The sequence below is a fragment of the Opitutales bacterium genome, from assembly GCA_013215165.1.
Classification (GTDB): Bacteria; Verrucomicrobiota; Verrucomicrobiia; order Opitutales; family JABSRG01; genus JABSRG01.
On record JABSRG010000059.1, the window covers coordinates 1 to 24,546 of the forward strand.

General features: G+C 51.8%; 23 protein-coding genes. 15 read left to right on the forward strand and 8 right to left on the reverse strand.

Translation table 11 applies throughout. From position 1 onward, the window contains the following. Nucleotides 1-163: 163 nt before the first annotated feature. Together HRU10_12260 and HRU10_12265 are read right to left on the reverse strand one after the other, a co-directional pair. A complete protein-coding gene (locus HRU10_12260; GenBank protein NRA28008.1) occupies nucleotides 164-547 on the reverse strand; it encodes a Rieske 2Fe-2S domain-containing protein in 384 nt (127 codons plus the stop codon). Then, nucleotides 544-1,674, reverse strand: a complete 1,131-nt coding sequence (locus tag HRU10_12265; GenBank protein ID NRA28009.1) for an amidohydrolase family protein — start codon at nucleotides 1,672-1,674, stop codon at nucleotides 544-546. Before HRU10_12265 ends, HRU10_12260 begins: the two co-directional genes overlap by 4 nt. A gap of 109 nt (nucleotides 1,675-1,783) precedes the next feature. On the opposite strand from HRU10_12265, the gene HRU10_12270 reads away from it, so the two are divergent. After that, nucleotides 1,784-2,656 carry a helix-turn-helix transcriptional regulator gene (locus HRU10_12270; protein ID NRA28010.1) on the forward strand — a complete coding sequence of 291 codons (873 nt, stop codon included), beginning with the start codon at nucleotides 1,784-1,786 and terminating at the stop codon, nucleotides 2,654-2,656. Nucleotides 2,657-2,889: 233 nt separating this feature from the next. Here the strand turns inward: HRU10_12270 and HRU10_12275 are convergent, their stop codons facing one another. After that, nucleotides 2,890-3,594 carry a DUF2059 domain-containing protein gene (locus HRU10_12275; protein ID NRA28011.1) on the reverse strand — a complete coding sequence of 235 codons (705 nt, stop codon included), beginning with the start codon at nucleotides 3,592-3,594 and terminating at the stop codon, nucleotides 2,890-2,892. 172 nt (nucleotides 3,595-3,766) lie between these two features. Here HRU10_12275 and HRU10_12280 point away from each other — a divergent pair, with 172 nt between their 5' ends. The 3 genes from HRU10_12280 (at nucleotide 3,767) to HRU10_12290 (ending at nucleotide 7,824) form a co-directional block, all read left to right on the forward strand. After that, nucleotides 3,767-4,291, forward strand: a complete 525-nt coding sequence (locus tag HRU10_12280) for an NAD(P)H-dependent oxidoreductase (protein NRA28012.1) — start codon at nucleotides 3,767-3,769, stop codon at nucleotides 4,289-4,291. Between the two features lie 2 nt (nucleotides 4,292-4,293). After that, complete coding sequence (locus HRU10_12285) at nucleotides 4,294-6,219, forward strand: cation:proton antiporter (GenBank protein ID NRA28013.1); 1,926 nt, start codon at nucleotides 4,294-4,296, stop codon at nucleotides 6,217-6,219. Between the two features lie 63 nt (nucleotides 6,220-6,282). Then, complete coding sequence (locus HRU10_12290; protein ID NRA28014.1) at nucleotides 6,283-7,824, forward strand: YifB family Mg chelatase-like AAA ATPase; 1,542 nt, start codon at nucleotides 6,283-6,285, stop codon at nucleotides 7,822-7,824. Nucleotides 7,825-7,864: 40 nt separating this feature from the next. Here HRU10_12290 and HRU10_12295 read toward each other — a convergent pair whose 3' ends face one another. Further along, entirely contained in the window at nucleotides 7,865-8,236 is a 372-nt protein-coding gene (locus HRU10_12295; GenBank protein NRA28015.1) for a dUTP diphosphatase, read from the reverse strand. A gap of 242 nt (nucleotides 8,237-8,478) precedes the next feature. On the opposite strand from HRU10_12295, the gene HRU10_12300 reads away from it, so the two are divergent. The 4 genes from HRU10_12300 (at nucleotide 8,479) to HRU10_12315 (ending at nucleotide 13,226) form a co-directional block, all read left to right on the forward strand. Continuing rightward, nucleotides 8,479-9,495 (forward strand): hypothetical protein, encoded by a 1,017-nt coding sequence (locus HRU10_12300; GenBank protein NRA28016.1) that lies wholly within the window; start codon nucleotides 8,479-8,481, stop codon nucleotides 9,493-9,495. A 230-nt stretch (nucleotides 9,496-9,725) separates the two neighbouring features. Continuing rightward, complete coding sequence (locus HRU10_12305; protein ID NRA28017.1) at nucleotides 9,726-10,346, forward strand: hypothetical protein; 621 nt, start codon at nucleotides 9,726-9,728, stop codon at nucleotides 10,344-10,346. Between the two features lie 141 nt (nucleotides 10,347-10,487). After that, nucleotides 10,488-12,164: an SUMF1/EgtB/PvdO family nonheme iron enzyme gene (locus HRU10_12310; protein NRA28018.1), complete on the forward strand. Its 1,677-nt coding sequence runs from the start codon at nucleotides 10,488-10,490 to the stop codon at nucleotides 12,162-12,164. A 39-nt stretch (nucleotides 12,165-12,203) separates the two neighbouring features. Beyond that, the gene (locus HRU10_12315; GenBank protein ID NRA28019.1) at nucleotides 12,204-13,226 is read left to right on the forward strand and encodes a twitching motility protein PilT; all 1,023 of its coding nucleotides are present in this window, start codon (nucleotides 12,204-12,206) and stop codon (nucleotides 13,224-13,226) included. Here the strand turns inward: HRU10_12315 and HRU10_12320 are convergent. Together HRU10_12320 and HRU10_12325 are read right to left on the reverse strand one after the other, a co-directional pair. After that, nucleotides 13,218-14,300, reverse strand: a complete 1,083-nt coding sequence (locus HRU10_12320) for a purine nucleoside permease (protein NRA28020.1) — start codon at nucleotides 14,298-14,300, stop codon at nucleotides 13,218-13,220. The genes HRU10_12315 and HRU10_12320 overlap by 9 nt on opposite strands. A 2-nt stretch (nucleotides 14,301-14,302) precedes the next feature. Continuing rightward, nucleotides 14,303-15,178, reverse strand: coding sequence for a tRNA glutamyl-Q synthetase (locus tag HRU10_12325; protein ID NRA28021.1), 876 nt, complete (start codon nucleotides 15,176-15,178; stop codon nucleotides 14,303-14,305). A gap of 61 nt (nucleotides 15,179-15,239) precedes the next feature. Between HRU10_12325 and HRU10_12330 the strand changes: the two genes are divergently transcribed. Continuing rightward, the gene (locus HRU10_12330) at nucleotides 15,240-16,424 is read left to right on the forward strand and encodes a DEAD/DEAH box helicase (GenBank protein ID NRA28022.1); all 1,185 of its coding nucleotides are present in this window, start codon (nucleotides 15,240-15,242) and stop codon (nucleotides 16,422-16,424) included. Between the two features lie 21 nt (nucleotides 16,425-16,445). Here the strand turns inward: HRU10_12330 and HRU10_12335 are convergent, their stop codons facing one another. Further along, complete coding sequence (locus HRU10_12335; GenBank protein NRA28023.1) at nucleotides 16,446-17,222, reverse strand: hypothetical protein; 777 nt, start codon at nucleotides 17,220-17,222, stop codon at nucleotides 16,446-16,448. A 166-nt stretch (nucleotides 17,223-17,388) separates the two neighbouring features. On the opposite strand from HRU10_12335, the gene HRU10_12340 reads away from it, so the two are divergent. After that, nucleotides 17,389-18,684 carry an NAD(P)/FAD-dependent oxidoreductase gene (locus HRU10_12340; GenBank protein NRA28024.1) on the forward strand — a complete coding sequence of 432 codons (1,296 nt, stop codon included), beginning with the start codon at nucleotides 17,389-17,391 and terminating at the stop codon, nucleotides 18,682-18,684. A gap of 203 nt (nucleotides 18,685-18,887) precedes the next feature. On the opposite strand, the gene HRU10_12345 is transcribed toward HRU10_12340, so the two are convergent. Continuing rightward, entirely contained in the window at nucleotides 18,888-20,396 is a 1,509-nt protein-coding gene (locus HRU10_12345; GenBank protein NRA28025.1) for a sigma-54-dependent Fis family transcriptional regulator, read from the reverse strand. Nucleotides 20,397-20,701: 305 nt separating this feature from the next. Here HRU10_12345 and panB point away from each other — a divergent pair, with 305 nt between their 5' ends. The 5 genes from panB to HRU10_12370 all read left to right on the forward strand — a co-directional run bounded on the left by panB (nucleotide 20,702) and on the right by HRU10_12370 (nucleotide 24,000). After that, nucleotides 20,702-21,496 carry a 3-methyl-2-oxobutanoate hydroxymethyltransferase gene (gene panB, locus HRU10_12350; GenBank protein NRA28026.1) on the forward strand — a complete coding sequence of 265 codons (795 nt, stop codon included), beginning with the start codon at nucleotides 20,702-20,704 and terminating at the stop codon, nucleotides 21,494-21,496. Next, nucleotides 21,490-22,275, forward strand: coding sequence for a pantoate--beta-alanine ligase (gene panC, locus HRU10_12355; protein ID NRA28027.1), 786 nt, complete (start codon nucleotides 21,490-21,492; stop codon nucleotides 22,273-22,275). Before panB ends, panC begins: the two co-directional genes overlap by 7 nt. After that, nucleotides 22,259-23,029, forward strand: coding sequence for a type III pantothenate kinase (locus tag HRU10_12360; GenBank protein NRA28028.1), 771 nt, complete (start codon nucleotides 22,259-22,261; stop codon nucleotides 23,027-23,029). Before panC ends, HRU10_12360 begins: the two co-directional genes overlap by 17 nt. A 14-nt stretch (nucleotides 23,030-23,043) precedes the next feature. Then, on the forward strand, nucleotides 23,044-23,385 hold the full coding sequence (locus HRU10_12365; protein ID NRA28029.1) for an aspartate 1-decarboxylase: 342 nt from the start codon (nucleotides 23,044-23,046) through the stop codon (nucleotides 23,383-23,385). 144 nt (nucleotides 23,386-23,529) lie between these two features. Further along, a complete protein-coding gene (locus tag HRU10_12370; GenBank protein NRA28030.1) occupies nucleotides 23,530-24,000 on the forward strand; it encodes a hypothetical protein in 471 nt (156 codons plus the stop codon). Nucleotides 24,001-24,546 lie beyond the last annotated feature (546 nt).

The window sequence follows — 24,546 nt, forward strand, 5'->3', positions numbered from 1 at the left end:
ACTGACTTCCTTGATCGGAAGTCCGCCAGAGCCAACCACTTTTTAATTTTTTAGCGCATCCCTATGGGATGGCTGTGCAGCAATTTCGTCGATTTTTTTCCAGGTGATGTGAATATCGGAGTCGATGAAGATCATGATAGCGGCCTTTCTTTTGTTTTGGGCGTTATAAAATAACTGTGAGATTCCCATCGATGACCTCGACAGGATAGGTCTTTACCCGCAGTTTCGTGCCGGTGAATGATTTGCCGTCGCGGATGTCGAATTCCCAGGCATGCCAGGGACAGCGAAGTATATAGCCGCATGAGCCCCAATTCATCTCGCCGGCTTTGTCCGTTTCGGAGTTAGTGCCGGTCAGGGGTCCTTGACATAAGGGTGCCTTTTCGTGCGGACATTGATTCCGCACGGCATAATATCGTCCTCGGACGTTGAAGACGCCGATCGAAATAGCCCCGTGATGGACAATCTGTCGCTGCCCATCGGCAAGTCCCTCAACGGGGCATACAGAGAGCTTTGTTTTTGTTGGGGTATCTTGATGGAGTGGGCTCATTGTGTGTTTTCTATTTCACTTATGATGTTGGGGATTCTCTCGCGAAAGAGATTGGCGGCGTTATTCCAAAGAATGTCATCGCGCATAGATTCCTGGAAGCATTGTGGGAGGAAGAAATTAGGGTCATCAAAATCCCAATGTGGATAGTCCGTGGAAAAGGTGATGTTCCTATCCAAGCCAATCTGTTGATAGGTGAGAAGGAGGTCACGACCTCGCCGGGGCTCTTCGATGGGCTGGGTCGTGAAGTGGATATGGTTTTTAAGATAGTGACTGGGAGGTTCCGGCAAATGAGGATATTCGTCGCGGAGCTGTTCCCATTCTGCATCAAGCTGCCACATTAGTGGGAGGGACCAACAAATACCTCCTTCAAGATAGATCACTCTTAGCTTAGGAAAATTCGCAAAGACTCCGTTAGTGATCAGACTCGCGGCGTGGCCAATAACACTGGTAGCCAAGCCCGAGTGATATTCTATATAGCGAGACGGATATCCTGCGCTACTTGGCGGAGGAGTCACCCCCCGTCCCTCTTGGGTCGTATGATATGCTATGACCAAGTTGGCATTTTCAGCCGCGCGAAAGATCGGATCGTAACGTTTAGATCCTGGAGTTTCGGCACTCGCCGTTGATGTGATAATCGCCGCAACCCTAGGATTCTTAGCCCATCGCTCAATTTCGGATACAGCAGCATCAGGGTCGTTCATATTTATACGAATACATCCTAGGAAAGCTGGATCTTGAGAAACAAGATTCTCTATATATGCGGTGTTGTTGGCGGAAGCTACAGCACTGCATAGTTCCAAATCTGCATAGCAGGAGTCGTCATAGTCCGTCCCTGTTATCAGCGCTAGTTGTATTTCATATGGGTCTAATATAACCTCTCGAATCGTTTTAGAACAAAACACGCCCGCTGGATCAATGTCTGCACGTGCGCCTCCGCCGCGCTTATCGAAATTTAAAATTCCGTGTTTCTTGCTTTTGTATCTGTAGGCATCCCGGAATCGTTTTGGGAGGTAATCTAAAGTGACACCCTGGCGCACTGAGGCGTGCACATCGGTATCAAAAATACCAGGAATCGACTTTTTTTTGATCTTTGATAGCGGCTTCTGATCTGGGGATAGAGTTGTCATTTTGTCTTTTTGTGTGGTTCAAGGATCTCATTCAATCTAGCCTCTAATGCTGATTTTGAGGAGCAATAAGGGTTGTTCTTTAAGGATAAAACTTATTGAAAATGCGCATATGAGCGAATTGGATTCACTAGAATTGACGTGGCATGATTGGCGAGCGACACAGTTCGAATTGCCCTATGCTTATCAGGGCCCACCCATCTCGTTGTCGAAAAACCGTCTGGATTCATTGAATTTGGTTGTGTGGCGGATCGATCAAGGTTCAGCCCGAGTGGAGTCCGCATACGGTGATTTTTTCGCACGAGCAGGAGAATGGGTATTACACTGTCCTGGGCAGCGGATTCAGCGATTTTCGCAAGATGCACAGATTCGCTCGACTTGGATGAAGCTCCGATGGAAGTCCGGTGCAAATGTCGTCAGCGGAAAAACCCCCATCCTGAGCAAAGACGAGGACATGGTGGAGTTTGCTGAAGGCTTTGAGCTCCTGATGAGTCATGGAAAGCCAGAGGCAAGCCGACGCGGTTTTCGTGGGACTCATCGAGTGTCTATTGATGTAGGCGTGGAAATCGAGGAGATAGCTATGCGTATGTTGAAGTCTGTACTACGAGTTGGCATGCGCTCAGGGTGGTGTGTCGAGGCTCAGCATGCTATCGACCCTCGCATCACAAGAGTATTAGATATCTTAACCAGGAAGCGTTTGGATGAGAGACTCGATAAAGCAAGACTAGCTGAAGAGATCAGTCTGTCCACGGCACATCTGAATCGCATCTTTTTTGCCTCTCAAAAAAAGACGCCCAAGCAATTCTTCGACGAGAGGCGTTTGATGTATGCTCGGGAAGAACTGTTGCGTGGCATAAGTAGCGTAAAGGAGATTTCGAGTCATCTTGGCTTCTCTTCTCTACAAAGATTCTCTGCATGGTTTAAAGGCCAAGAGGGTGTGTCCCCGAGAGTGTTCCGTGGGTTATCGGCGCAACCGCGTATATAGTCCTAATCAGCCTTATCAAGGAGCCCCGAAGACTACTTCGCGTATATCGCCGAGATTTCCCAAGCGAGTCACCTGGAGTTGAAGATCGTATACCTTTTGTTGAAGTGGCGCGATCTCGATTTCAGGTGGCGCGTTGGGAGGCGTGAAACCAGAATCCTCCAAAGCTGCCAACGGTCAGGCCGAAGGCGAGTATTCCAAGGTATTTCAACATGTCCGACGCGGTCGGCTTAGTATTATTCTTCAGTGCTTTGTGTAGCCATTTGTTCTTCGAGCCACTCCTGACTCAGTTTCTGGATAAGGGGGGTTATTTTAATCAACTCAGGCATCATCACTTGCAATGACTTCTGCTGAATTGCGGGCATTTTCTCGATACTGGCTTTGCCAGCGGGCGTGTCGTAAAAATCGATAAATCCATCGAGTTCCTCAGGGGTGAAGACTTCGGCATAAGCAGTTGCCATCCCGGCTTCCATCTTTTCGAGATCCATGTTTTCACTTATCAGATTGAGGATGCGTTTCTGCAGGTCTGCAAAGGCTTCTGTATTCACTCCTTCCGGAGCCATTTGCTTCATGCTTTGTGCCATGGCATCGCCTTGGAGTGCGATCGTTTCCTTGATCAACTTTTGGAAATTTGAAAGACGCATGACCTCCTCTGCCTTGGTTAAGGCATCCATGTCATCGGGCTGGTAACTCGACGAAGACAGGGCGATGACGATTTTCTTTCCATTATCATCTTTCAGGTAGAGTGTTTGCTTTTCCCGGTCGTAGCGCTCTAGTTTGTGGCCTAGGAATGACTGGCCAATTTCTACCCAACGGCTTTGACCCCCCCCGCCCGTTGAGAGTGAAAAGGCGACGCGATCTCCCATATCCAGGATAGCTTTGAAGGTGATGGAACTCGGTGTTTCCTGAGCCCAGGTGGTTGTGGTGACGAGCGCTGTCAAACAGACAGCAAGGATGATTTTTTCATGTTGGATGGGTTGGGTTGAATTGAATAAGAGTTCCTCAACAAGCGAGACCGCTCGAAAGGTGGTAAGGATTTAAATTAACTGGTTTCAAAACTTGCTAAAACCTCATGCTTCATACGATCCGATTCCGTCGAGGTCTTCGGCATCTATGAGCGTCACATTGCTACAATTTGTTCACCCGGCTCTGGAAAAGTCTCGGGTGAACCGTCATTTGCTGAATCAGGCGGCTGCGCTTTCCGCGGTGCGCGTGAACGACCTTTATGAGCGCTATCCAGATTTTTGTATCGATGTAGATGAGGAGCAGGGTCTCATGGAAGCTCATGATCGGGTCGTTTTTCAGTTTCCTTTCTATTGGTATGCTTCGCCGTCGCTCCTCAAGGAATGGTTCGATTTGGTCCTGCAGTATGGATGGGCCTATGGGAAGGGGGGTGACGCTTTGCGTGGTAAGGTGGCCAAAGTAGCTGTATCGACAGGCGGCTCAGCAGAATCCTACTCTGGCGAAGACGATCCTGATCGAACAATGGACAAACTGTTACTTCCCATGATCAAGACTGTCGAGCTGTGCGGCATGCAATGGGCGGAGCCTTTTTTCGTCCACGGTGCCCTACATAAGACGGAGGAAGAGATGGCTGGTATTTCCAAAGATTACACCCGTTGGCTTCTGGAGGACTGACCATGGCCAACGAAGGATTATTTATCTCCGTATTTGTCTACCTGCTGGCGGCTGTCATCAGCGCTACACTGTTTAAACGCTTAGGTTTGGGCTCGGTGCTGGGCTATTTGGTAGCCGGTGTGGTGATCGGACCTTTTTGTTTGGGTTTCGTCGGCAGCGAAGGCGGCGATGTGATGGATTTCGCCGGATTTGGGGTGGTGATGATGTTGTTTTTGGTAGGTCTGGAGCTCCAGCCTGCCTTGCTCTGGAAATTGCGTGGACCCATCGTCGGGCTCGGCGGGGGACAGGTGATCGGGACGACTGTAGCCTTTATGGCTGTGGGGATGGCGGCCGGTCTCAATTGGCAGATGTCGCTTGCTATCGGCATGGCGCTGTCGCTGTCTTCGACCGTTATTGTGCTGCAATATTTGCAGGAGAATGGTCAGTCCAATTCGACCGCTGGCCGCAGTGCCTTCGCCGTCCTCCTGGCGCAAGATATCGCTGTGATCCCGATGTTGTCGATCCTACCCATTTTGGTCACACTCGAAGTGGCAAGCGGAGGAGTGGGTGAGGCTGTGCTGCCTGCTAACCCGATTCAAGCATGGCTTGCTGGGCAACCGGGTTGGGTGAATACCCTACTGGTCCTGGCGGCAGTCGTTGGGATCATTATAATCGGAAGGACCGTGCTTTCACCGGTGCTGCGGGCCGTCGCTGCGACGCGGGTGCGCGAGGCCTTCGTTGCGCTGGCATTGGTTATTGTGATCGGGATTGCGCTGTTGATGACCTCCCTGGGCGTTTCAGCGGCATTGGGGACATTTCTTGCGGGTGTGGTTTTGGCGGATAGTGAGTATCGGCACGAGTTGGAGGCGGATATCGAGCCCTTCAAAGGCCTCTTGCTGGGTGTCTTTTTCATCGCGGTAGGGGCGTCGATAGACTTTGAGGTAATCCAGCAAAATCCACTTATCGTCGGTGGTATGGTGCTGGGGATTCTGGGTTTGAAAGCGCTCGTGCATTTTGTTCTGAGCACGGTCGCGCGGCTTATTTTAGACCAGCGGATGATCTTCTCGCTCTCGCTGGCGCAGGGGAGTGAGTTTGCTTTTGTGCTATTGGGGTCTGCGCTGGCAGCCGGGGTATTGACTGTCGAAATCGTGCAGATGCTCATAGCCAGTATCGCTGTATCTATGGGTCTGACTCCGATCGTTATGATCTTTGAGGAGAAAGTCCTCCGTCGACGTCTGGGCACCCAAGAGCAAGAAGAACGTTCCGCTGACGCTATGGACGAGGACGCTCCAGTCATACTTGCTGGGGTGGGGCGTTTTGGAAACTTCATCGCGCGGATGTTTCAGGCACAGAAGATACCAGTGACCGTTATCGACTCCGATGCTGATCACGTCGAGTTCCTAAGAAAAATCGGGATCAAAACATTTTACGGGAATGTCGCGCGGCAGGATTTGTTGGAGGCAGCTGGAGCAGCACGTGCTCGGCTTTTGGTGATTGCGATTGATGACGAGGAAGAGGTCGCGCGATTACTTCAGTTGGTCAAAAAGTATTTTCCTCATTTGAAAATATTAGTCAGGGCGCTGTCTAGAAACCATAATTACACACTGATCTATGGCGGTGTAGACGTCGCAGTCCATCAACATGCAGGCAGTGCGATCTGGCTGGGCGAGCAAGCTCTAGTTGCCCTGGGTTATCGCTCGCATCGAGCAGCTCGTGCGGCTCGACGCTTTTTCAAGCATGATCAAAAAGTGATTAGCGATCTAGCGGGGCATCAGGCCTCGGGGAATGATTACATCGAGCAAGTGCGTATCCGTATGGCCGAGCTTGAGAGCCAATTCGAAGCCGAGAAGGGCGACAAATCTATCGAGGAAGATTCCGGATGGGACAATAGCCGGCTCCGTAACGACACAGTGGGTAAGGACCCCAACTCTGTGATCGGGCCGAACTAAAGACGCCGTCATTTTTGCGAACTGAGTATCGACAAACGGGCTTTCGCTGGCTTAGGTCTAGCGATGTTAGCAACTACGTATTCAGCCGCCCTAGTCGGCATCGAAGCCCATCCCGTGCATGTTGAAGTAAACTCTGGCGAACGCGGAGAGCTCAAAATTCTGACTGTTGGCCTGCCGGACACTGCGGTGAAGGAGTCATCGGACCGTGTTTTGAGTGCTTTGATGAATAGCGGGCTGCGTGCACCCCATCACAAGACTACCGTCAATTTGGCGCCCGGAACTTTGAGAAAAGAAGGTCCGAGCTTCGATCTTCCGATAGCCTTGGCCATGCTCGAGGCCACGGGTCAGTTGCCCAAAGGTGTGATCGAAAACTACCTCATTGCCGGTGAACTTGCGCTTTCCGGGGCAACGCGCCCGATAAAAGGGGGCCTTGCCATGGGACAGCTCGCCCGTGCTGAAAAGAAACGTGCCGTGCTCGTGCCGAGAGAGACGGCGCGTGAGGCATGCCTCGTGGAGGGTGTGCCAGTTTACGCGATCGATTCACTAGACCAGGCTGTGCGCTTTTTTCGCGGCGATTTCGTAATCGCTCAGATGCGGCGTGATTCGGCTGAGTTTGCACAGGATGCAGCCGTGGATCCTCTTGATTTTTCAGACGTCAAGGGTCAGCACGCGGTACGCCGTGCAGTGGAGATCGCCGTCGCCGGTGGGCACAATTTTCTCATGATTGGGCCGCCCGGATCGGGCAAAAGTATGATCTCTAAGCGCATCCCGTCGATTATGCCACCGCTGGATGACGAGGAGTTTTTAGAGATTTTACAGATTCACTCAGCTGCGGGAAAAACCATCGACGCTCAGGACAGATTTAGCCGGGTGCGGCCTTTTCGCGCTCCTCACCACACGATCAGCGACGTCGGACTGTTGGGGGGTGGCTCGGTTCCTGGACCGGGTGAAATCTCTTTGGCGCATAATGGTGTATTATTTCTCGATGAGCTTCCTGAGTTTCGACGCAGTGTCCTGGAAGTCCTGCGTCAACCGCTTGAAGATGGTGAAGTTACGATTTCGCGCAGTGCAGGTAAGGTAACCTTACCGAGTAGCTTCATGTTGGTCGCTGCGATGAATCCAACACCTTCGGGCTATGCTCCGGATGATCCCCAAGGCCGCGGTAAGGACACGCCGACCCAGATTGAGCGCTATCGGTCTCGCATCAGTGGTCCATTGCTGGATCGCATCGACATTCAGGTGGAAGCGCCTGCGGTCACAATTGATGAACTCCAGCAGAAGGCGGGAGGAGAAAGTTCCGAAGCCATCCGTAAACGAGTGATCGCTGCTCGCTCGATACAGTGGGAGCGTTTTCAAGGAGCCTCCGGTGTACGAAGTAATGCACAGATGAGCCATCGCGACTTGGAGCGTTACTGTAGTTTGAGCTCACAACAGCAGGGCATACTCAAGACTGCAATGGAGCAGCTCAACCTATCGGCTCGCGCGTATGACCGCATCCGCAAAGTGGCCCGGACGATTTCAGATCTTGAAGGCTCTGAAGGTATCCAAAATCAAGCCCTCCTTGAGGCAATACAATTTCGGTCCCTGGATCGTGGTTTTGTCTGAAGGAGACTGTTTGGGATCTAGTCACCTCTTCCCAGGGTTCCTAAATATGCTTCGAGTCGTCGGCGTCTTTTTCTTTGTAGCCACTTTCTTGGCGCTCGTGGTTGACCTTATTTTTCTTGAGGTAGGCATTGTAGACATCGTCTGGAGACATGCCGAGGACTTGGGCCATTGAGACGAGGAAGTGGAACAGGTCGACGACTTCGACACGGGCATTTTGCTCGTCAAACTCTTGGTATTTGGCCCACCACTTCCAGGGCACAGAATCGATGAGCTCAGCAATCTCTTGCTGCATCGCGCGGGTGTAGTTGAGGAGCCATTTGGTTTTCTCCTCCTCGCTCATGTTTTCAGTTTCGACGCCAATGCGCGCATTCAGGGCACTTTGCATCTCAAAGATGTGCTCGAGTTTATCCATGGAGAAAAGGCGTAGGGGGCCACCTTGGTTGTGCAATGCATAAAGCTATGATGTGAATAACTGCTTGCCCATGAGCAGTTTTGCTTCACGGTCTTGTCGTCCGCGATTAGGGAAAGTCATGTTTCATCGGGTAGCTAAAACCTGATTTACCCCTTTCCGGCAGCTTCGGTAGCTGTCTTGAATCGAATGCGGACCTCCCATCCTATATCGAGTCTACCCATATAACCAAAACAGTAACATCCATGCCAGAAATCGAAAAGAAAGACGATGAGGCGCATCTGGAAACCCCTGAGAGCTCACAGCAGCCGGAACAGCCGATTGCCGCAGAAGAGAGCAATCCAGTAGGGGAAAGCACAGTAGCAGAGGAGCCCCTCCAGAGCCCTGCTGATACGACACCCGAAGCCTCCGAGGAGGTATCTGAGTACACTGAAAAAACAGAGCTTCCAGAGCCTGAAATAGAAACAGAGACCGTTGCGGAAGCAGCCCCCGAGTCGGTGGCTGAGACCCCGGTCTCTCGTCCACGTCGCGGTCGCCGCGGTCGAGGATTCAGCGGTGTAAAAGCCGCCGCACAAGCAGAAGAAACATCTGCAGCTGCCTTGAGTGAGGTAACTGTGGAAGCCGGAATCCGTGATGCGCTCAGCGAGCGCGTTTCCAAGATTAAAGCCTCAGGCAAGGTCGAGATGGACTCGGCTCGCGAGCATACGCGCGGAGAGTCTGGCGACGAGGAGCGGAAGCCCCGTCGTCCGCGCCGCCCCCGTGAGCGTCGCAACTCAGATCGTTCTGAAAAACCTGAGAGAAAAGAGAGCTCACGTTTCGAGGATGCGGATGGTAAGAAAGATCGTCCTATCAAAGATAAATTCGTGAAGCGTCGCCCTGAGCAGCGGACAGATAATGCTAAAGGCAGAAGACCTCGCAACACTCCGGTGAAAATGGATTTCACCTCTGAGCCCGAGAAGCCGTCTTTGGTGACACGCATGAAGGGGATGTTCTCCGGGATCTTTGGTGGTAGTGAAAACGCCGCGAAGGAGGAACCCAAGTCGCGTCCTAACCGCCGAGATGGACGCGGTGAAGGCTCTCCGAAGCGAGGACCGCGCGGAGGCAGACCTTCTGGGCGTAATAGCGGAGATCGCAGCCCTCGTGGGAAAGGTAATGGATCAGCTCAAGGACGGTCCAATGGTCGGCGCCGCCCTCGCGGTTCTGGAAACCGTCGCCCACGTAACTCAGGCGCAACGGCCTCCAAGGAATCTAAGGAATCTTAGAGCTATACATGACTGACTTATCATCAAGGCCCCGCGATGTCGGGGCCTTTTTTTGCGCCCTCTCGTAAGCCGCTGAGCTGAAATTTTCAGGAAATAGGTTCTGGTTCATGACAAAGATTTTCAAAGCACTTTAAAAATTTACTGGAAAAGTTACGTTTCCGTGTCATCAGTTTTGCAGCCTTTGAGGCCGAAACCGAACTAACCTCCCAACACACGTTCCAAGACCAACTATGTCCTTGTTTAACTATTCAAGACCCCGTGATGACGCGGGGCCCAACCAACAGCGCGATTCAGAGCGCGATGGCGATAGTCCGTCATTCTCGCGCAGACCACGCTTCCGCGCTTCTCACAAAGCCTACGTGAAGACGATGTTCTTCAGCACTGAACATGCTGAGGTCAGACCTCTTGCTGGAAATTTCTCTCGCGGTTTCCTCCGCTGGAGTTCTGGAGGCAAGTCATTCCGCATGCTCAAGGTCGGTGACGGCGATCGTAACCCGGTCGAAGGTCCCGAAGAGGAGCAGTATGTCAGTAAGGGTGTCGCTTATTTCCGTGCCCAATTCGATGTCACGCTGTTAAGCGCGGACTTTGAGGAGGATCCCGTGAATGTATTCATAGGATACAAGCTCTATGCACCCGAAAATTGTATACACAAGGCAGCCTTCATCCCAGGTGGACTGCATCGCTTTTATTTAGAGCACCATTACCACATGGACGGATGGATGCGTCGCGCTGGATTTGCCTTTGTAAAGGATGGCGAGGAGATCTCTCTGTTTAACCACCACCCAGATACAGACCCAGCTTTTTATGTCCTCCGTAATGATGGGGGTGAGATCACTGTTCAAAAGCAATAGTCTCAATCTATAGATATCTATTTGAGCGCGCGGCCCTGGCATATTTTGGCAGGGCCGTTTTGTTTCTGGTTGAGCATCGATCTGGTTTCTATTCTTTGAGTATTTGTCGACCTGAGCGTCGATCCAACCTCACTGCGTGTTGTGTTCAAAATCCTTTTAAAAATCTTTGGTGTTCTTTTGCTGATCGGCTTGGTCCTTGGCGGTACTTACACAGCGACGCTTTTAGGACCAAAGAAGGTGGATCGTAGTTCTAGTTTAACGCGGTCTACGGAGAAGCAGGAGGAGGCAGAGGCGCTCATCGAGCGGAGCCGGCAGCTCGAATTGGAGTTTGATGCTTTCACCAATGATCGAGAGCCGACGCGTGCGGAGCTCGATAAACTCAGGGAGGCTGTCGCACTGATTGATAATGCGCGAGCAATCACCACATTTTATGAGGCGGATCTGGTCGATCGCCAAGAATCGATGCTTGCCACCTATCAAGATGGCATGGCACGTCTTTTGAAGGCAGACTCTGAGGACGAGGAGCAAAGCGCCATTTCTTTTGAAAAAGAAGGGAAAATTCAGGAGGCACAGTTTGCGTACCGTCGTGCGTATAATTTACAACTGCGCGCCAATAGCGAATACACTGGGAGCCGTTTCGTAGATGTCGGTCGTGCGACGCGTTTATCGCGCAAAATTACATCGCTGGAGGCCGAGCCGATCTATCGGTCTTCTTTGGAAAATGAAGAAGCGGCTAGAAATGCTTTTGAAGGGGGCGATTGGATTCAGGCTCGCCAGTTTTTGCGTATGGCCATCCTGGAGCAGCAGCGCCTGAATCAAGAATTTCGCGGCACTCAGCAGGCGAGCATGACACGATTGAGTCGACTCGAAACGCTAGACGTAACCTATCGATCCGCACAGGCTTATTCGCAGGTGGAAAAACGCATCAAAGAGGCGGAGGAGCTTTTTGCGCTCAGGAGCTGGGAGGATGCCGCGCGTGTATTTGACGATGCACGCCGCCGTCAGCGTAAAATAAATGAGGCGTTCCCAGATAGCGCCTATGCATCCACTGAGCGTGTTCTTGAACTTGAGGGACGCCGCCAATCGGCGCTCAGTAAGCCATTTTACCAGGAAATTATAGCTGGTGTTGCGTTGATCGATGTCGCCCTCAAGCAACGTGAGGTGAACGCTGCAATCCGAACTATTCAGCAGATCAGCGAGACAAGTGACCTCATGCGAAATGATTTTCCACGTCATGGGCACGATCTCGACGAGATTGTTTTGAAGTTGGCCTATCTCAACGTGAACCAGGGGCGGATTCCTGAGATCCATCAATGGGTGGACACAAATTCAGCGCCTATTCCAAATCGCTCAAATCTGCGACTTGCGAATCGCGAGGTGAATCAGCAGCTCTACACGTGGATTATGGGAAATAACCCATCGACCTATTTTGGCGAGGAACTGCATGTCTCTAGTATCTCCTTCGCGGAAGCTCAGACTTTTTGCCAACGCCTAGGATGGCTCTTGGGAGCCCCTGTTCGCTTGCCCAGCGTCGAGGAATATCGTCTAGCACTTGGGGAGGTAAGTCTGGCAGAAATTGTGTCCAGCCAGAGAGGGTTGGACGATCCTGCTACACAGCCCTCAGGATACGGCGATGCAAACCAATATGGCTTCTATAATTTACTGGGTAATGTTGCCGAGTGGATATCTGCGACAGAGGTCTTTGGTGGCGACGCGAGTATGACCCCCGAACAGTTGGTCGCTGTGCCGGTCGAAACTATTGCTGTCGGTACAACGTCGCGGTTAATTGGATTACGCTTTCTAGTCGAAGCGCCGTAGTATGCACTGGCACCAATTTAAAGAACCCTTTCTCCTATTGTGAGACGCACTATTCTAGTACTTCGAATCTGTTTTGTATTGGCGAGTTTGATCGCCGGTGGGCTGATCGCCTACTTAAACTCTGACGATCAAGCATGGGTCACAGTCTTAGTCGCCTTCCTCCTGTCAGTATTTGTGGTGCTCGTCGATGTGCTATTGAAGGGCTTCTCAATCCGTGGATTGACGGCGGCTTCTTTGGGGCTGGCCATGGGAGCGCTCATTTCGTTTTTGGTAGGGACGTCTCCGTTTTTCGAGCCCCTCGAGTCGGATCCTGATCTCGGCCCTAATGTGTATCTGGTCCGGTTGATATTGTTCTGTGCCTTATCCTATATCTGTGCGGTTATTGCGCTCCGTGGTAAAGACGAACTGAACATGATTATTCCCTACGTTCGTTTCTCTAAGCAAGAGCATCGAGCTAACTTGGCCGTGGTAGATACGAGCGCGTTAATCGATGGGCGCTTGGCCCGTATCTGTGAATCGGGCTGGATGGGTTTTGCCTTGGTCGTGCCTCAGTTTGTCATAGATGAGTTGCACGGCATCGCTGAGTCAAAAGATAGCAGCAAGCGCGCTAAAGGCCAGCACGGCATCGAAACGCTTAATCTCATACGGCAGATGGATCAGGTAGACCTTCAAGTACCGGATAGTGATATTGAGAAAGGGACAGATGTAGAGGCTAAGGTTCTGTTCTTAGCCGAGTCGATGAACGCTTGCCTGCTGACGATAGACATTAATTTAGCAAAACTCGCTGAATTACGCGGTATTCCTTGGCTCAATGTTCAAGACTTGGCCCGAGCGCTTCAAAAGGAAGTGATTGTGGGGGATCGATTTGAAATCGATCTCGTCAAGCAGGGCAGGGAATCCGATCAAGCGGTCGGCTTTATTTCTGATGGTTCCATGGTCGTAGTAGGCCAAGCTAGCCAACACATCGGCTCACGTGTATCCTGTGAGGTAGAGTCCATCCTCCCGACGACGGGGGGACGGATGATGTTTGCTAAGTACCTAGCGGATCCAGTCTCAGTCTAGGTCCGAAGGATTGGGCAGGCGCTTGCGATAGGTTTCCCAGTCGTCTAGGATGAAGTCGATTACCGGTTTACCCACACGGTAGGCGGCTTCGAGCGAGGGGATAAACGCAGAATAGCCTCCTTTCTTTTCTCCACTCAGACTGGCTGCCGCAGAAATGCCTGGATACTGCATGGTAAAGTTTGACGCGGTGCGCAGAACTAGGAGACGAGAGACGTCGGCTTTTCCGGCGAGCGTTAAGCGTTCTAACGACGTATACGTTCCTGTGTCTTCCATGGCAGATGTTACAAATTCTCCCTTTCCATCGGTAAAGTAATCTGTCCAATCGTTTGCCCAGTCATTCATCAACTTGCCGTGCCAGAATGTCATGGCTGCAAGTTGATCTCCTTTGAGAACGAAAGGAGGTTTTTGAGCCATGGGATACCCGTCGTATTTGGCTCTGAGAATCTGCATCGCCTCTGTGTCTGGGATCTCTACGTCCTTGGTGAGCTGATAAGCAAATTCCACAAAATCCGGCTCAAGCTTGAATACTACTCCCTCAAGGTCGTCCTGGAGCGGCATTTCATACGGAGAGCTTTTGCGCAGTGGGATGTAACCTGTTTCCCATCCGGGCTCGATTTCCCGGGCATCGATGTGGTGCGAGAGGTCCCCATCTATCAGCCAATCTGCCCAAGCAGCGCTGCCGAGCGACGCGTCCTCGGGGTCGATCCCAGAAATCCCTGCTACCAGCCAGTAGGCTTCCGTAAGATCGAAGCGAGGGTCCATCCCTAGCGCCATGATGGAAGCCGTGCTGCGCGCTGTGCCGATTCCCGTTACCATACCCAGAACCCCTTTGTCTCGGTTGAACCGGAGGTCGCGAAATCCCGCAGGAAAAGGTATCGTCTCTTCGAGAGGGAAACGTTCGACCCAAAATTGGAATTCAGCGGGTCGGTCTCCAGTGTCCTCACCGATTTCGAACATCGCGACAATGACCGCTTTTATCGGAATCGGGTTCGTCTCTTGCGCCTCGAGCGGAGCAATCAGTGAGGCCAAAAGTGCAGCGAAGCTACAGAGATTGAGATGGTTTCTGACATTCATGATCACGGCTGAATAGGCAGGCTATGTGCCAAGATCTCACTTGGGTCTTTGCCCGCATCGAGCAATGTGCGTAAGGCCAGCGAACCGGCTCGTTTGGCGAGCCGGTTGCCATCGGAGCCCATCACAAGGGAGCAGTGGTAGAAGGCTGGCGGTGAGCATCCTAACGCTTCGTAGATTAAAATTTGCCGAGCCGTTGAGAGGAGTAGGTCGGCCCCGCGCACCACTTCGGTGATCGTCATGGCTAGATCGTCAATGACGACGGCGAGCTCGTAAGCTGGCCAGCCATCACGGCGCCAGACCAGAAAGTCACCAAAGTCCTGCCCTGCGACAAATCGTTGAAAGCCCATATTTTGGTCGTCGAAGCAAATCTCTCGGCCATCGGGAACGCGAAATCGCCAGTTTACAGTCCCAGGTTTGTCAACATTCCTCGGCTTATCAGTTCTCCAAGCAGGTGGGAATAGATGTTCGCCCGACGGGGCCAGCTTCGCAGATTGAGAAATCTCCTTCCGCGATTGTGGCGACGGATAAAGGAAACCGTCTTGCACGAGTTTTCGCCAGCCTTGCAGGTAGTCTCCGCGCTGATGACGCTCGCTTTGACGATATGGACTGTCCGCACCGCCGATGTCTGGACCTGCATCCCAGTCTAATCCAACCTTCCTTAAGTCTTCCATAGCAGCGTCTGCGAATTCTTTAGTGCAGCGTTGGCGATCGATGTCCTCGTCGCGAAAAATCAATATGCCGTTTTCTGCCCGGCACCGTGCATAGGCCTCGAAAAATGTGCTATAATGTCCCAAATGGAGAAACCCTGTGGGGGTAGGGGCGATGCGACCACGATAGACAGCGGGGCTTTGATTAGATTTAACCGTCGAGTCTGTCATTGATTTGTTTCCAAATGCCTGAATATTAGAAGGTTTTTGCCTGTCGCACGATTCAATGCCCATGACCTTTAAACAACTCCGCCTTAATAGAAAGCTCGTAAAAGCTCTCGCTGCAAAAGGTTATGAATCGCCTACTCCGATCCAGGAACAGGCCATTCCACATATTTTGAAGCAGAGCGATATGATCGGGTCTGCTCAGACTGGAACTGGAAAGACAGCCGCCTTCGCGCTGCCTACGATCCACTTACTGAAGCGGCATAAAAAGAAGCACCGCTCCTTGGTATTGACGCCGACGCGCGAGCTGGCCGTTCAGGTTTATGAACAATTCGAAGCATACAGTAACCTGACCGGTATCAAGCTTGCCATCATCTACGGAGGTGTCGGATATCAACAGCAATTGGATCAACTGCGCGCCCCAGCTGACGTGGTGATCGCCACGCCGGGTCGACTTTTGGACCATGAGGAGAAAGGTAATATCCATCTAAATGAAGTCGAAATACTCATCCTAGATGAGGTGGACCGCATGCTCGATCTCGGATTTATCGATGATGTGCGCCGCATCGAGAAGCTGTGTTCTCACAAGAAACGACAGACGCTGCTTTTCTCAGCTACCATTCCTGAGTCGGTGCGAAAACTGTCAAGCTGGGCCTTAGAAGATCCAGTTGAGGTCATTATTGGTGAGCGGAAAAGTCCGGCCGCGACGGTGGATCACAGCGTGTATCCGGTAGACCCCCTCCAGAAATTCGATCTCATGGTGGCCTTGATCGAGGGCATGGAGATAGAGAGCTTGATCGTCTTTACACGCACCCGAATCGGCGCAGATCGTATTACACGCTGGCTCAAAGAGCATGATTACCAGGTCTCGGTAATGCACAGCGACCTAAAGCAGACAGATCGTCTACAAGCGCTCCGTGACTTTAAAGAAGGCGAAACAAATATCCTCGTCGCGACCGACATCGCCTCACGTGGGCTTGATATCAAGGGGGTAACGCATGTTATCAACTATGATGTACCGCAGCACGCGGAAGACTACGTGCACCGGATCGGCCGTACAGGCCGAGCAAATACACAAGGTGTGGCCATCACATTGGCTTCCCCTGAAGAAAATCCCGAGCTGATGCGGATCGAGAAATATATTGATGGAGAGCTCGATCGCCGGAAACTGGAGGAGTTTCCCTATCGCTATGACCCGCTTCCAGCCAAGCCCAAGCCCAAGCGCAAGAAGCGCAATCGCGGTTTTCAGTAGGGCATAATGGTTTTCCAAACGCTAGAGCACCATCATCCGCTGGCGTCGATTTTTGACGCCATCTACCGCGTCGCTGATTTTTACCACGGTTTCAATATACCGCAGCATTGTGCTTTGGAGGAAAGCCACATCGAGCAGCGGTTCGCTGCGAGCGTTATTCAGCGATTGGATGACCGAGATGATTTCGCTATCGAAACTAATGTGAACACGCAGCGCTCGCAATACGTCGACATTGCGCCTGGGACACACAGGGCGATAGAGCCTGAGTGTGGCACGCATGAGCAAACGCAGCCGAGCGAGCGAATCGCCTAGAGCGTCTTGCAGTGCGGTTGCATCATGGCCTTTACGCAAATATACATCGCGAATGCGATGCAGTTCAGATTTGAGTTCGTGCTCTATCTGCTGGAGCAGATGGGTAGGCTTGACCTCAATCTCAGGGATCGGGTCCGCTCCCCAGAGCACCTGTCTGGCCTCTTTCATATCCAGGATTTCGAGGGCGAACGACTCGCCAGACATCATGAGGCGGTCCACCTCAAAGAGCAGAGGCATTGGGCATCCAGATGCTAGCCAACTCTTTAACCATGGGCGTAACTTCACCATAGATTCTCCATCGAGCTCTTTGAAGACGACAAGCAATGTTATTTCGTCCAGCTCAACCTCCTCATCCATTACGGCGGCGGGGCCGAAGATGATGACACTGCACAGGTTCTCAGGAAACGCCTTCGCCAGAGACTGGGCGGCTTTTTGAGTGAAGGCTGCGTGAGATTCTGAATGGAAATCGAAGCTCGCTTGGGTCATTTTTAGGGGGAGGAGGCTAGTGGCAATTTATGAAACATTTACGCCATAAGTTTCCTACAGCTACCCTTTATCTTCAAGTCAGGCCGTGTAAATTTTTACATTTAAGGCGCGCCGTTCTTCAGCAAACACTTGATCTTCAGGTGTCAGTCCCTTTCCTGGGAGGTTTATGAGCAGCGAAAAGAAGAATATCGTGGTCCTTGGGGCTGGCTTCGCAGGGGTGGAATTCTGCAAGTCTTTTAATGCACCAGGGTGCGAAGTAACTTTGGTCGACCGTCAAAATCATCACTTGTTTCAGCCTTTGATCTACCAAGTGGCTACCACGGGAATGTCTGACAGTGCGGTTGCAGTGCCCGTCCGTAAAATTTTTAAAGATCGCTCGGATATTCGTGTCCTCAAAGGTGAGGTAACGCAGGTAGCCTTGACTGAAAAGAAGGTTGTATTAGACGACAGCAACGAGCTGCCCTTCGATTATCTGGTCATCGCCACCGGAGCTAAGACGAGCTACTTTGGTAAGGACCAATGGGCTGAGCATGCACCGGGCATGAAGAGTTTGGACGAGGCTAATCATCTCAGAAACACGGTCTTGAGTAACTTCGAGAAAGCTGAGCTTGAGACCGACCCCGTCGAAAAGGAAAAGCTGTTAACCATCGCACTCGTCGGTGGCGGTCCCACCGGAGTAGAGCTCGCTGGAGCATTTTCTGAGTATATCAATCAAGTCGCATCTAGCGACTATAGCACGTTTGGCCCAAAGGATGTAAAAATTATCCTCATCGAAGCCATGGCGCGCGTGCTGCCTCCGTTTACCGAGGAAAATTCTGCCCGGGCTCTGAAGCAGCTTCAACAGCTCGGTGTCGATGTGCGACTGAACCACATGGTGAAAAACATCGAGCCCGGCATACTGCACTTCGAAGACAGCAAAATCGAATCAAAGAACATTTTTTGGACCGCAGGTGTTGGGCCGGGTAAGTGGACTTCTAAGCTCGGCGTCGACACGGACCGCGCGGGCCGTATTGTCGTGGCAACTGATTGCAGCCTGCCAGGCCATAAAAACGTCTTTGCTATCGGCGACGTAGCTGCGATGACGGACGTTGTGGAAACACGCGTCCCTGGTGTCGCACCAGCTGCGGTTCAGATGGGCCAATTTACCGCCAAGTTGATCGCTGCCGAAGTGAGTAATCCTGCGAGCCGCGATAACGCCCCAGGCTTCAAGTATTTTGATAAAGGGGCGATGGCTATCATCGGAAAGGGCAAAGCCGTGCTGCAGACTGGCAGTAAGAAACTCCAGTTTGGTGGCCCCCTCGCTTGGTTGGGTTGGCTGACGGTTCACGTCCTTTACTTAGCAGGTGGAAAAAACAAGTCTGGGGCCATCCTCACTTGGATGTATTCATACCTCTTCAACAAACGCGGAAACCGTTTGATCACTGGCCAAGACGAAACCTTTTCCCACAAGTGGGAGGGCTAAGGCCAAGCTTTCACTTTATTAGGTAGGATTTTGACCTCCCCTTTCTAGGGAAAGGAACGCTTTAAAAAAACGTCTGCGTAGAGTGATGGCCATCGCCTGACTCGAGCTTTGACCCGTTCCTCGGTAATTGCTCTTGCAATCACCCCACGGTAAAAACGCAATCGGTCAGTAAACAGAAAACTCGGACGCGCAAAACGGGTTAGCTACCCGACATCGATACCGTATTGCTCAATGCGTTTACGCAAGGTGGTGCGCGTGATACCAAGAAACTGGGCTGCTTTTACCTGATTGCCTTTCTCAGCCAAGAGGATCCGGCGGATTAATGCTTCCTCGATCTGCGTCAGCACGCTATCTGATTCGCTAGAGCGAAATGAGTCAAACAGGGCATCAAACAGCGTTTGGATATCTAGATCTTTCGCTTTGTTATGGTCACTACTAGACTCGGCAATTCCCGCGTCTTCCGCCTCAGACAAGCTTTCTCCACCTGTGTTCGGGAACGGCGGACGCGATGAAGACTCGGCGGAAGAAACGACTTCTACTGGAAGATCTTTGACGAGAATTGCTTCGCCTCCCGCAATTACCGCTGAGCGATAGATGACATTCTCAAGTTCACGCACATTGCCCGGCCATTTGTGGCGCGTGAGGACGGTGAGCGCTTCCGCGGAGATTCGCTTCACCTGAGTCTTTCGCTCATTGCGCAAGCGTTGGATCATAAACTCAACGAGCTGGGGGATGTCCTGGCCGCGCTCGCGCAGTGACGGTAGGCGCAGTCGCACCACATTGAGGCGATAATACAGGTCCTCCCGAAAAGTCTTTTCAGAGACCATCTCCTCCAACGGTTTGTTGGTCGCGGCGATTAGGCGCACGTCGACTTTGATAATCTCGGAGCCGCCGACCCGCTGGATTTCGCCTTCCTGCAAGGCGCGCAAAATCTTGGTCTGCGTCGGGAGAGCCATGTCGCCGATCTCATCGAGGAAGATGGTGCCTCCATCGCATAGCTCGAACTTACCGATACGCTGTGTCGTCGCGCCCGTGAATGAGCCTTTCTCGTGGCCGAAAAGCTCGCTCTCTATCAGGTTGTCTGGAATAGCGGCACAATTGACCGCAATGAAGGGGCGGCCGTGGCGCAGGCTGTGTTGGTAAATACAGCGTGCGACGAGTTCCTTGCCCGTTCCGCTCTCTCCGGTGATGAGCACGGTCACATCACTGGCCGCTACCTGGCCGATGATTTTGAAGACCTCCTGCATTGGCTCGGAGTTACCCACGATGCCCTCTTTGTAATCGTCGACATTGATGAGCGGCTGGGGCGAGAGGTCAGTTTCTTTGAGGTCAGCACGCGCTTCGACAGCTGTTTCAGCCAGGCTGATTACCTTTTTTATATCGAACGGCTTGATGATGTAATCGAAGGCCCCGTATTTCATGGCTTCGATTGCCGTCTGTGTCGTGCCGTAGGCGGTCATCAGCACGACCATCGTTTCGGGAACGACAGAACGCAGGTGTTGCAGGGTTTCGATTCCAGACATCCCTTCCATCCGATTGTCGAGGAAGATGACATCAGGGTTGGTGGACTCGGCTTGTTCAATGCCCTCTTGGCCATTTGCTGCCTCTATGACATCGTAGCTGCGGCTCGATAGGACCCGATTGAGAGAGTAGCGGATCTCGTTGTCGTCATCGATAATGAGGATTTTTGCAGTGGGCGTTGCTTTGGGCATAAGTGGGTTTGAATGGAGTGGGAGGCTAGATGCCGAATTAGTTAAGATTCGAGCGACGCCGGATTATGCAAGCTTCGTTGCTTTTCCACCCATAGTGCAGGAGGGCTACGCCGGCCAAAAAAATAGAAAGAGCTTTTCTTTTGGGCACTATTAGTAATCTTGTCGAGTAAGGGCTGACCCCGATGGGCGGCTACTCACATTTAACTTACGAAATCATCTTTTTGGAGAACTTGATCTATGAGACAGGTATTTCCCGTTTCTCGGTGGCTGATGGCTGCTGATTGGAAGCTTGGAGGGTGCGTCCTATGAGTGTACGCCGCCTCAGAATTCGCAGACGTCGGGGCGAGAAACTCGCGATGGTCACTGCCTATGATTGGTCGTTCGCACGTTTGATAGCACAGACAGACGTCGACGCGATTTTAGTTGGAGATAGTGCAGCTATGGTCATGCATGGCTTTGCTGACACACCGTCTGTGCCGCTCGACGCGATGATCTACCATGTCGCTTCGGTCGCACGGGGTGCTCCGGAAAAATTTATCATAGCGGATATTCCTTTCGGTTGGGCTCATCGCTCCCGAGACAGCTTTATGGATGCTGTGATGAAGCTGGTTTCCGCGGGAGCGCATGCCATCAAGGTTGAGGGCACAGGGATTCAAAACGAGTCGATCGCTTTGGCATTGGATGCGGGCATCCCGGTGATGGGCCACATCGGGCTGACTCCCCAACACGTTCACCGCTTAGGGGGGCATCGGGTCCAGGGTAAGTCTGAGGGAGCGATTGAGACTTTGGTCCACGAGGCAAAGCAGCTGGAAGATATCGGTTGCTTTGGATGTGTCCTAGAGTGTGTGATCCCCGCCGCAGCCCAAGCCATACAGGCTGCTCTGGAATCGATGATTACGATTGGTATCGGTGCGGGGTCGGAGACAGATGGACAAATACTGGTGATGCATGACCTCTTGGGGCTCAATCAAGAGCATCAGCCGCGTTTTGTCCGTAGGTTTGGAGAGATCGGACAAGCCACCACCGATGCTGTATCCTCATACATCGACGCCGTGCGCGACGTATCCTATCCGTCACCTGAGGAGACCTACGCATCATGAATGTCGTCGAATCGGTGAGCGATCTACAGGCTTGGAGGGAAGCATCGGGTGACGATATCGGTCTAGTGCCCACGATGGGCGCCTTACACCCTGGGCACACTTTTCTGATGGAACGCGCGCGCAGCGACCACAGGTGCGCTGTGGCGACGATATTTGTGAACCCCACTCAGTTTAATGATTCACGTGACCTCGAGGCCTACCCACGTACGCTCGATAGCGACTTAGAGGCCTGCGAGAGATTGGGTATGGATCTCATTTTTTGCCCGAAAGCTCAAGAAATGTATCCTGAGGGACAGGTCTTCGCGGTTACTGAAAGTGAGGACGCGCTCATCTTAGAGGGTGCCTGCCGTCCAGGTCATTTTCCGGGGGTAATGACCGTGGTTATGAAGCTGTTGAATCTTGTGAGGCCAGCAGTCGCTTATTTTGGAGAGAAGGATTACCAGCAGCTGCGGCTTATCCAGAAGATGGTGCACGCATTTTTTCTACCCTACAAGATCGTGGGACTGCCGACTGTTCGCGAAACGGATGGCCTTGCGATGAGTTCGCGCAATCGCCGACTGAGTGAGGAGGGCCGTAACCAAGCGCCAGCGCTCTACAATTTGTTGGCCACCAGCCCTTCGGTCACCTCAGCGCGCGCTGGACTCACTCAGGCAGGATTTGACGTAGAATATGTGGAAGAGTGCTGGGGACGGCGTCTTGCTGCTGTGTCTCTCGATGGAGTCCGTCTGCTCGACAATATTAGCTTAGATCGGAGGGAGGCACATGGACCTGTGCATTGATATCGGAAACTCCAATACCGTGATTGGCGTGTTTGACGGGGAGCAGCTCGCGCAATCGTTTAGGATTTCGACGCATACGAAATCTACGGGTGATGAGGTCGGCCTACTCATTTATGATTTGCTCAGTGCGCGCGGAATTTCTGGAGATTCAGTGGAGCGTATCGCGATCTCCTCTGTTGTTCCCAGCGCCTTGCAGAGTGTCCAAGACGGGTGTCAGGCCTTTTTCAAGCGTGAGCCTTTCGTGTTGCGCGCGGGAGTGAAAACCGGACTGTCCATAAGAACCCGATTCCCCGAAGAGGTGGGGGCAGATAGAATCGCCAATGCCGTGGGTGGCATCGCGGCGTTTCCTCGGCGAAATCTAATTATTGTCGATTTTGGCACAGCGACCACGTTTTGCGTCGTCACCAAGGATAAGGAATACTTAGGCGGTGTCATCGCAGCAGGCATGCGTCTTTCGATGGAAGCCTTGTATATGCGTACGGCTAAGCTGCATCCCGTGCCCATTGAGGAACCCGAAAATGCGCTCGGTCGCGATACGACTCAGAATATCCAAATAGGACTGTATCTTGGCCAGATCGGTCTAGCACGTGAGTCCATCGCTCGCTTGACGCAAGAGTGCTTTGCCGATGACCCTCCGGTCGTGATCGGTACGGGGGGGTATGCCTCTTTGCTCGATAAAGAAATTCGCTTTGATCACGTCATGCCCGATCTCATCCTTCAGGGCCTCCACATAGCTCTAGACAAGAATAATTAATTTTTCAGCGCGAAATGAACCGTACTTTTCTTAAATCCAAGCTACATAAAGCAGTCGTTACTGACGCCAATCTTCATTACCGTGGATCTATTTCGATCTGCCCCAAGTTGATGGAGGCTGCCGATTTACTCGAATTTGAGCAAGTGGATGTCTACAACATTAACAATGGCGAGCGCCTAACGACCTACGTGATTGTCGGAAATGATGCTGAAATCTGTCTCAACGGTGCAGCGGCACGAAAGGCGGAGCCGGGCGATCGTGTCATCATCGCTAGTTTTGCTTCCTTAAGCGAGGAGGAGCTTCAAGAATTTAAGCCCACGATTGTGATGGTAACAGAGCAGAATCGATGTGAATAACGTTTAATAACTTAGGATCAATAAAAAACTGCTTCTCGGGCTGGATTTTTCCTTTTTTTTGATCTGGTTGGTTATGTGCGTTCAAAAGGTCACAACGAAAAAGGAATAAGTCGAATTGATACCGCTTCGACAAAGGGCTGGTATGTGCGTGCATATAGAAACGGTAAAATCCACGCTAAGTTTTTCAGCGACGGTAAGCACGCTTCTTCAAGGTCGGCTCTGAAAGCCGCGCGGGTATATCGAGACGGCTTATTTCGTGAGCTGGAAGACGTTGAGCGTCAGCCCAGACGGCGTTCGCCCCAAGTGAAAGCTGGAAAGAGTAAGCTTGGGGTAGTCGGTGTATCGCTCACGAAGAAAAAGACACCGCAGGGTAAAATGATCCGTTGTTATTCGGTAAGTTGGCGCCCGACTCCTAAGGTTCAAAAATGCACTTCCTTTTCAGTTGAAAAATACGGCGAAGACCAAGCCTTTCTGATGGCCGTTGAACACCGCTTCACTATGCTCAAGCGTTACTATGGCCCCGAAGTGGCTCCGAAGTTAAAATCTGAGTATGGTGAAGATCCTCGATTCCTTTCGCTTATTGAGCGTGTTTTTGGAGGATCTTCCGCGGCTTAGTTTTATAGAGCGATTGCTTCTCGCCCTAACTTGCCGGCTGAATGTAGCCCAAAAGCCGACCGGCTCTTGTGTATCCCTGCGTTAAATGTGATACATCTTCAGGATTTTTGTGTTTTCGACATCAATTCGTCTCAAACCGTTGCTGAAAGCCCAATCCTTCTCACCGGATTTTGTCGGCAAATGAGTATGGTACTAAGATGTTGATGAGGCTGCTTACCTGATGAGCTTGCCCGTCGACCAAGGAAAACATATCTGCGCCCGCTCGTCACTCTCTCCTCTCCTGATTAAAATACCTGAACCACAGATGGCCCAGACAGACACAGATATTTGGATGACATGCGAAGGGTAAGGTGTTTTAAGACCCTGTGATCGAAGTTCAAAAAGATGGTTGGCTGTTATTACATATGAATCATCACAGGCCTCGGATTGGTCTAAGGTTCGCAAATTACCCAAATTCAATCTGTGTGTATCCGGTGCGTCAGGCCAAGCCTGACTTCTCTAATGATCTGAAACGAAATCATCATGACAACTAGGTATCCATCATGT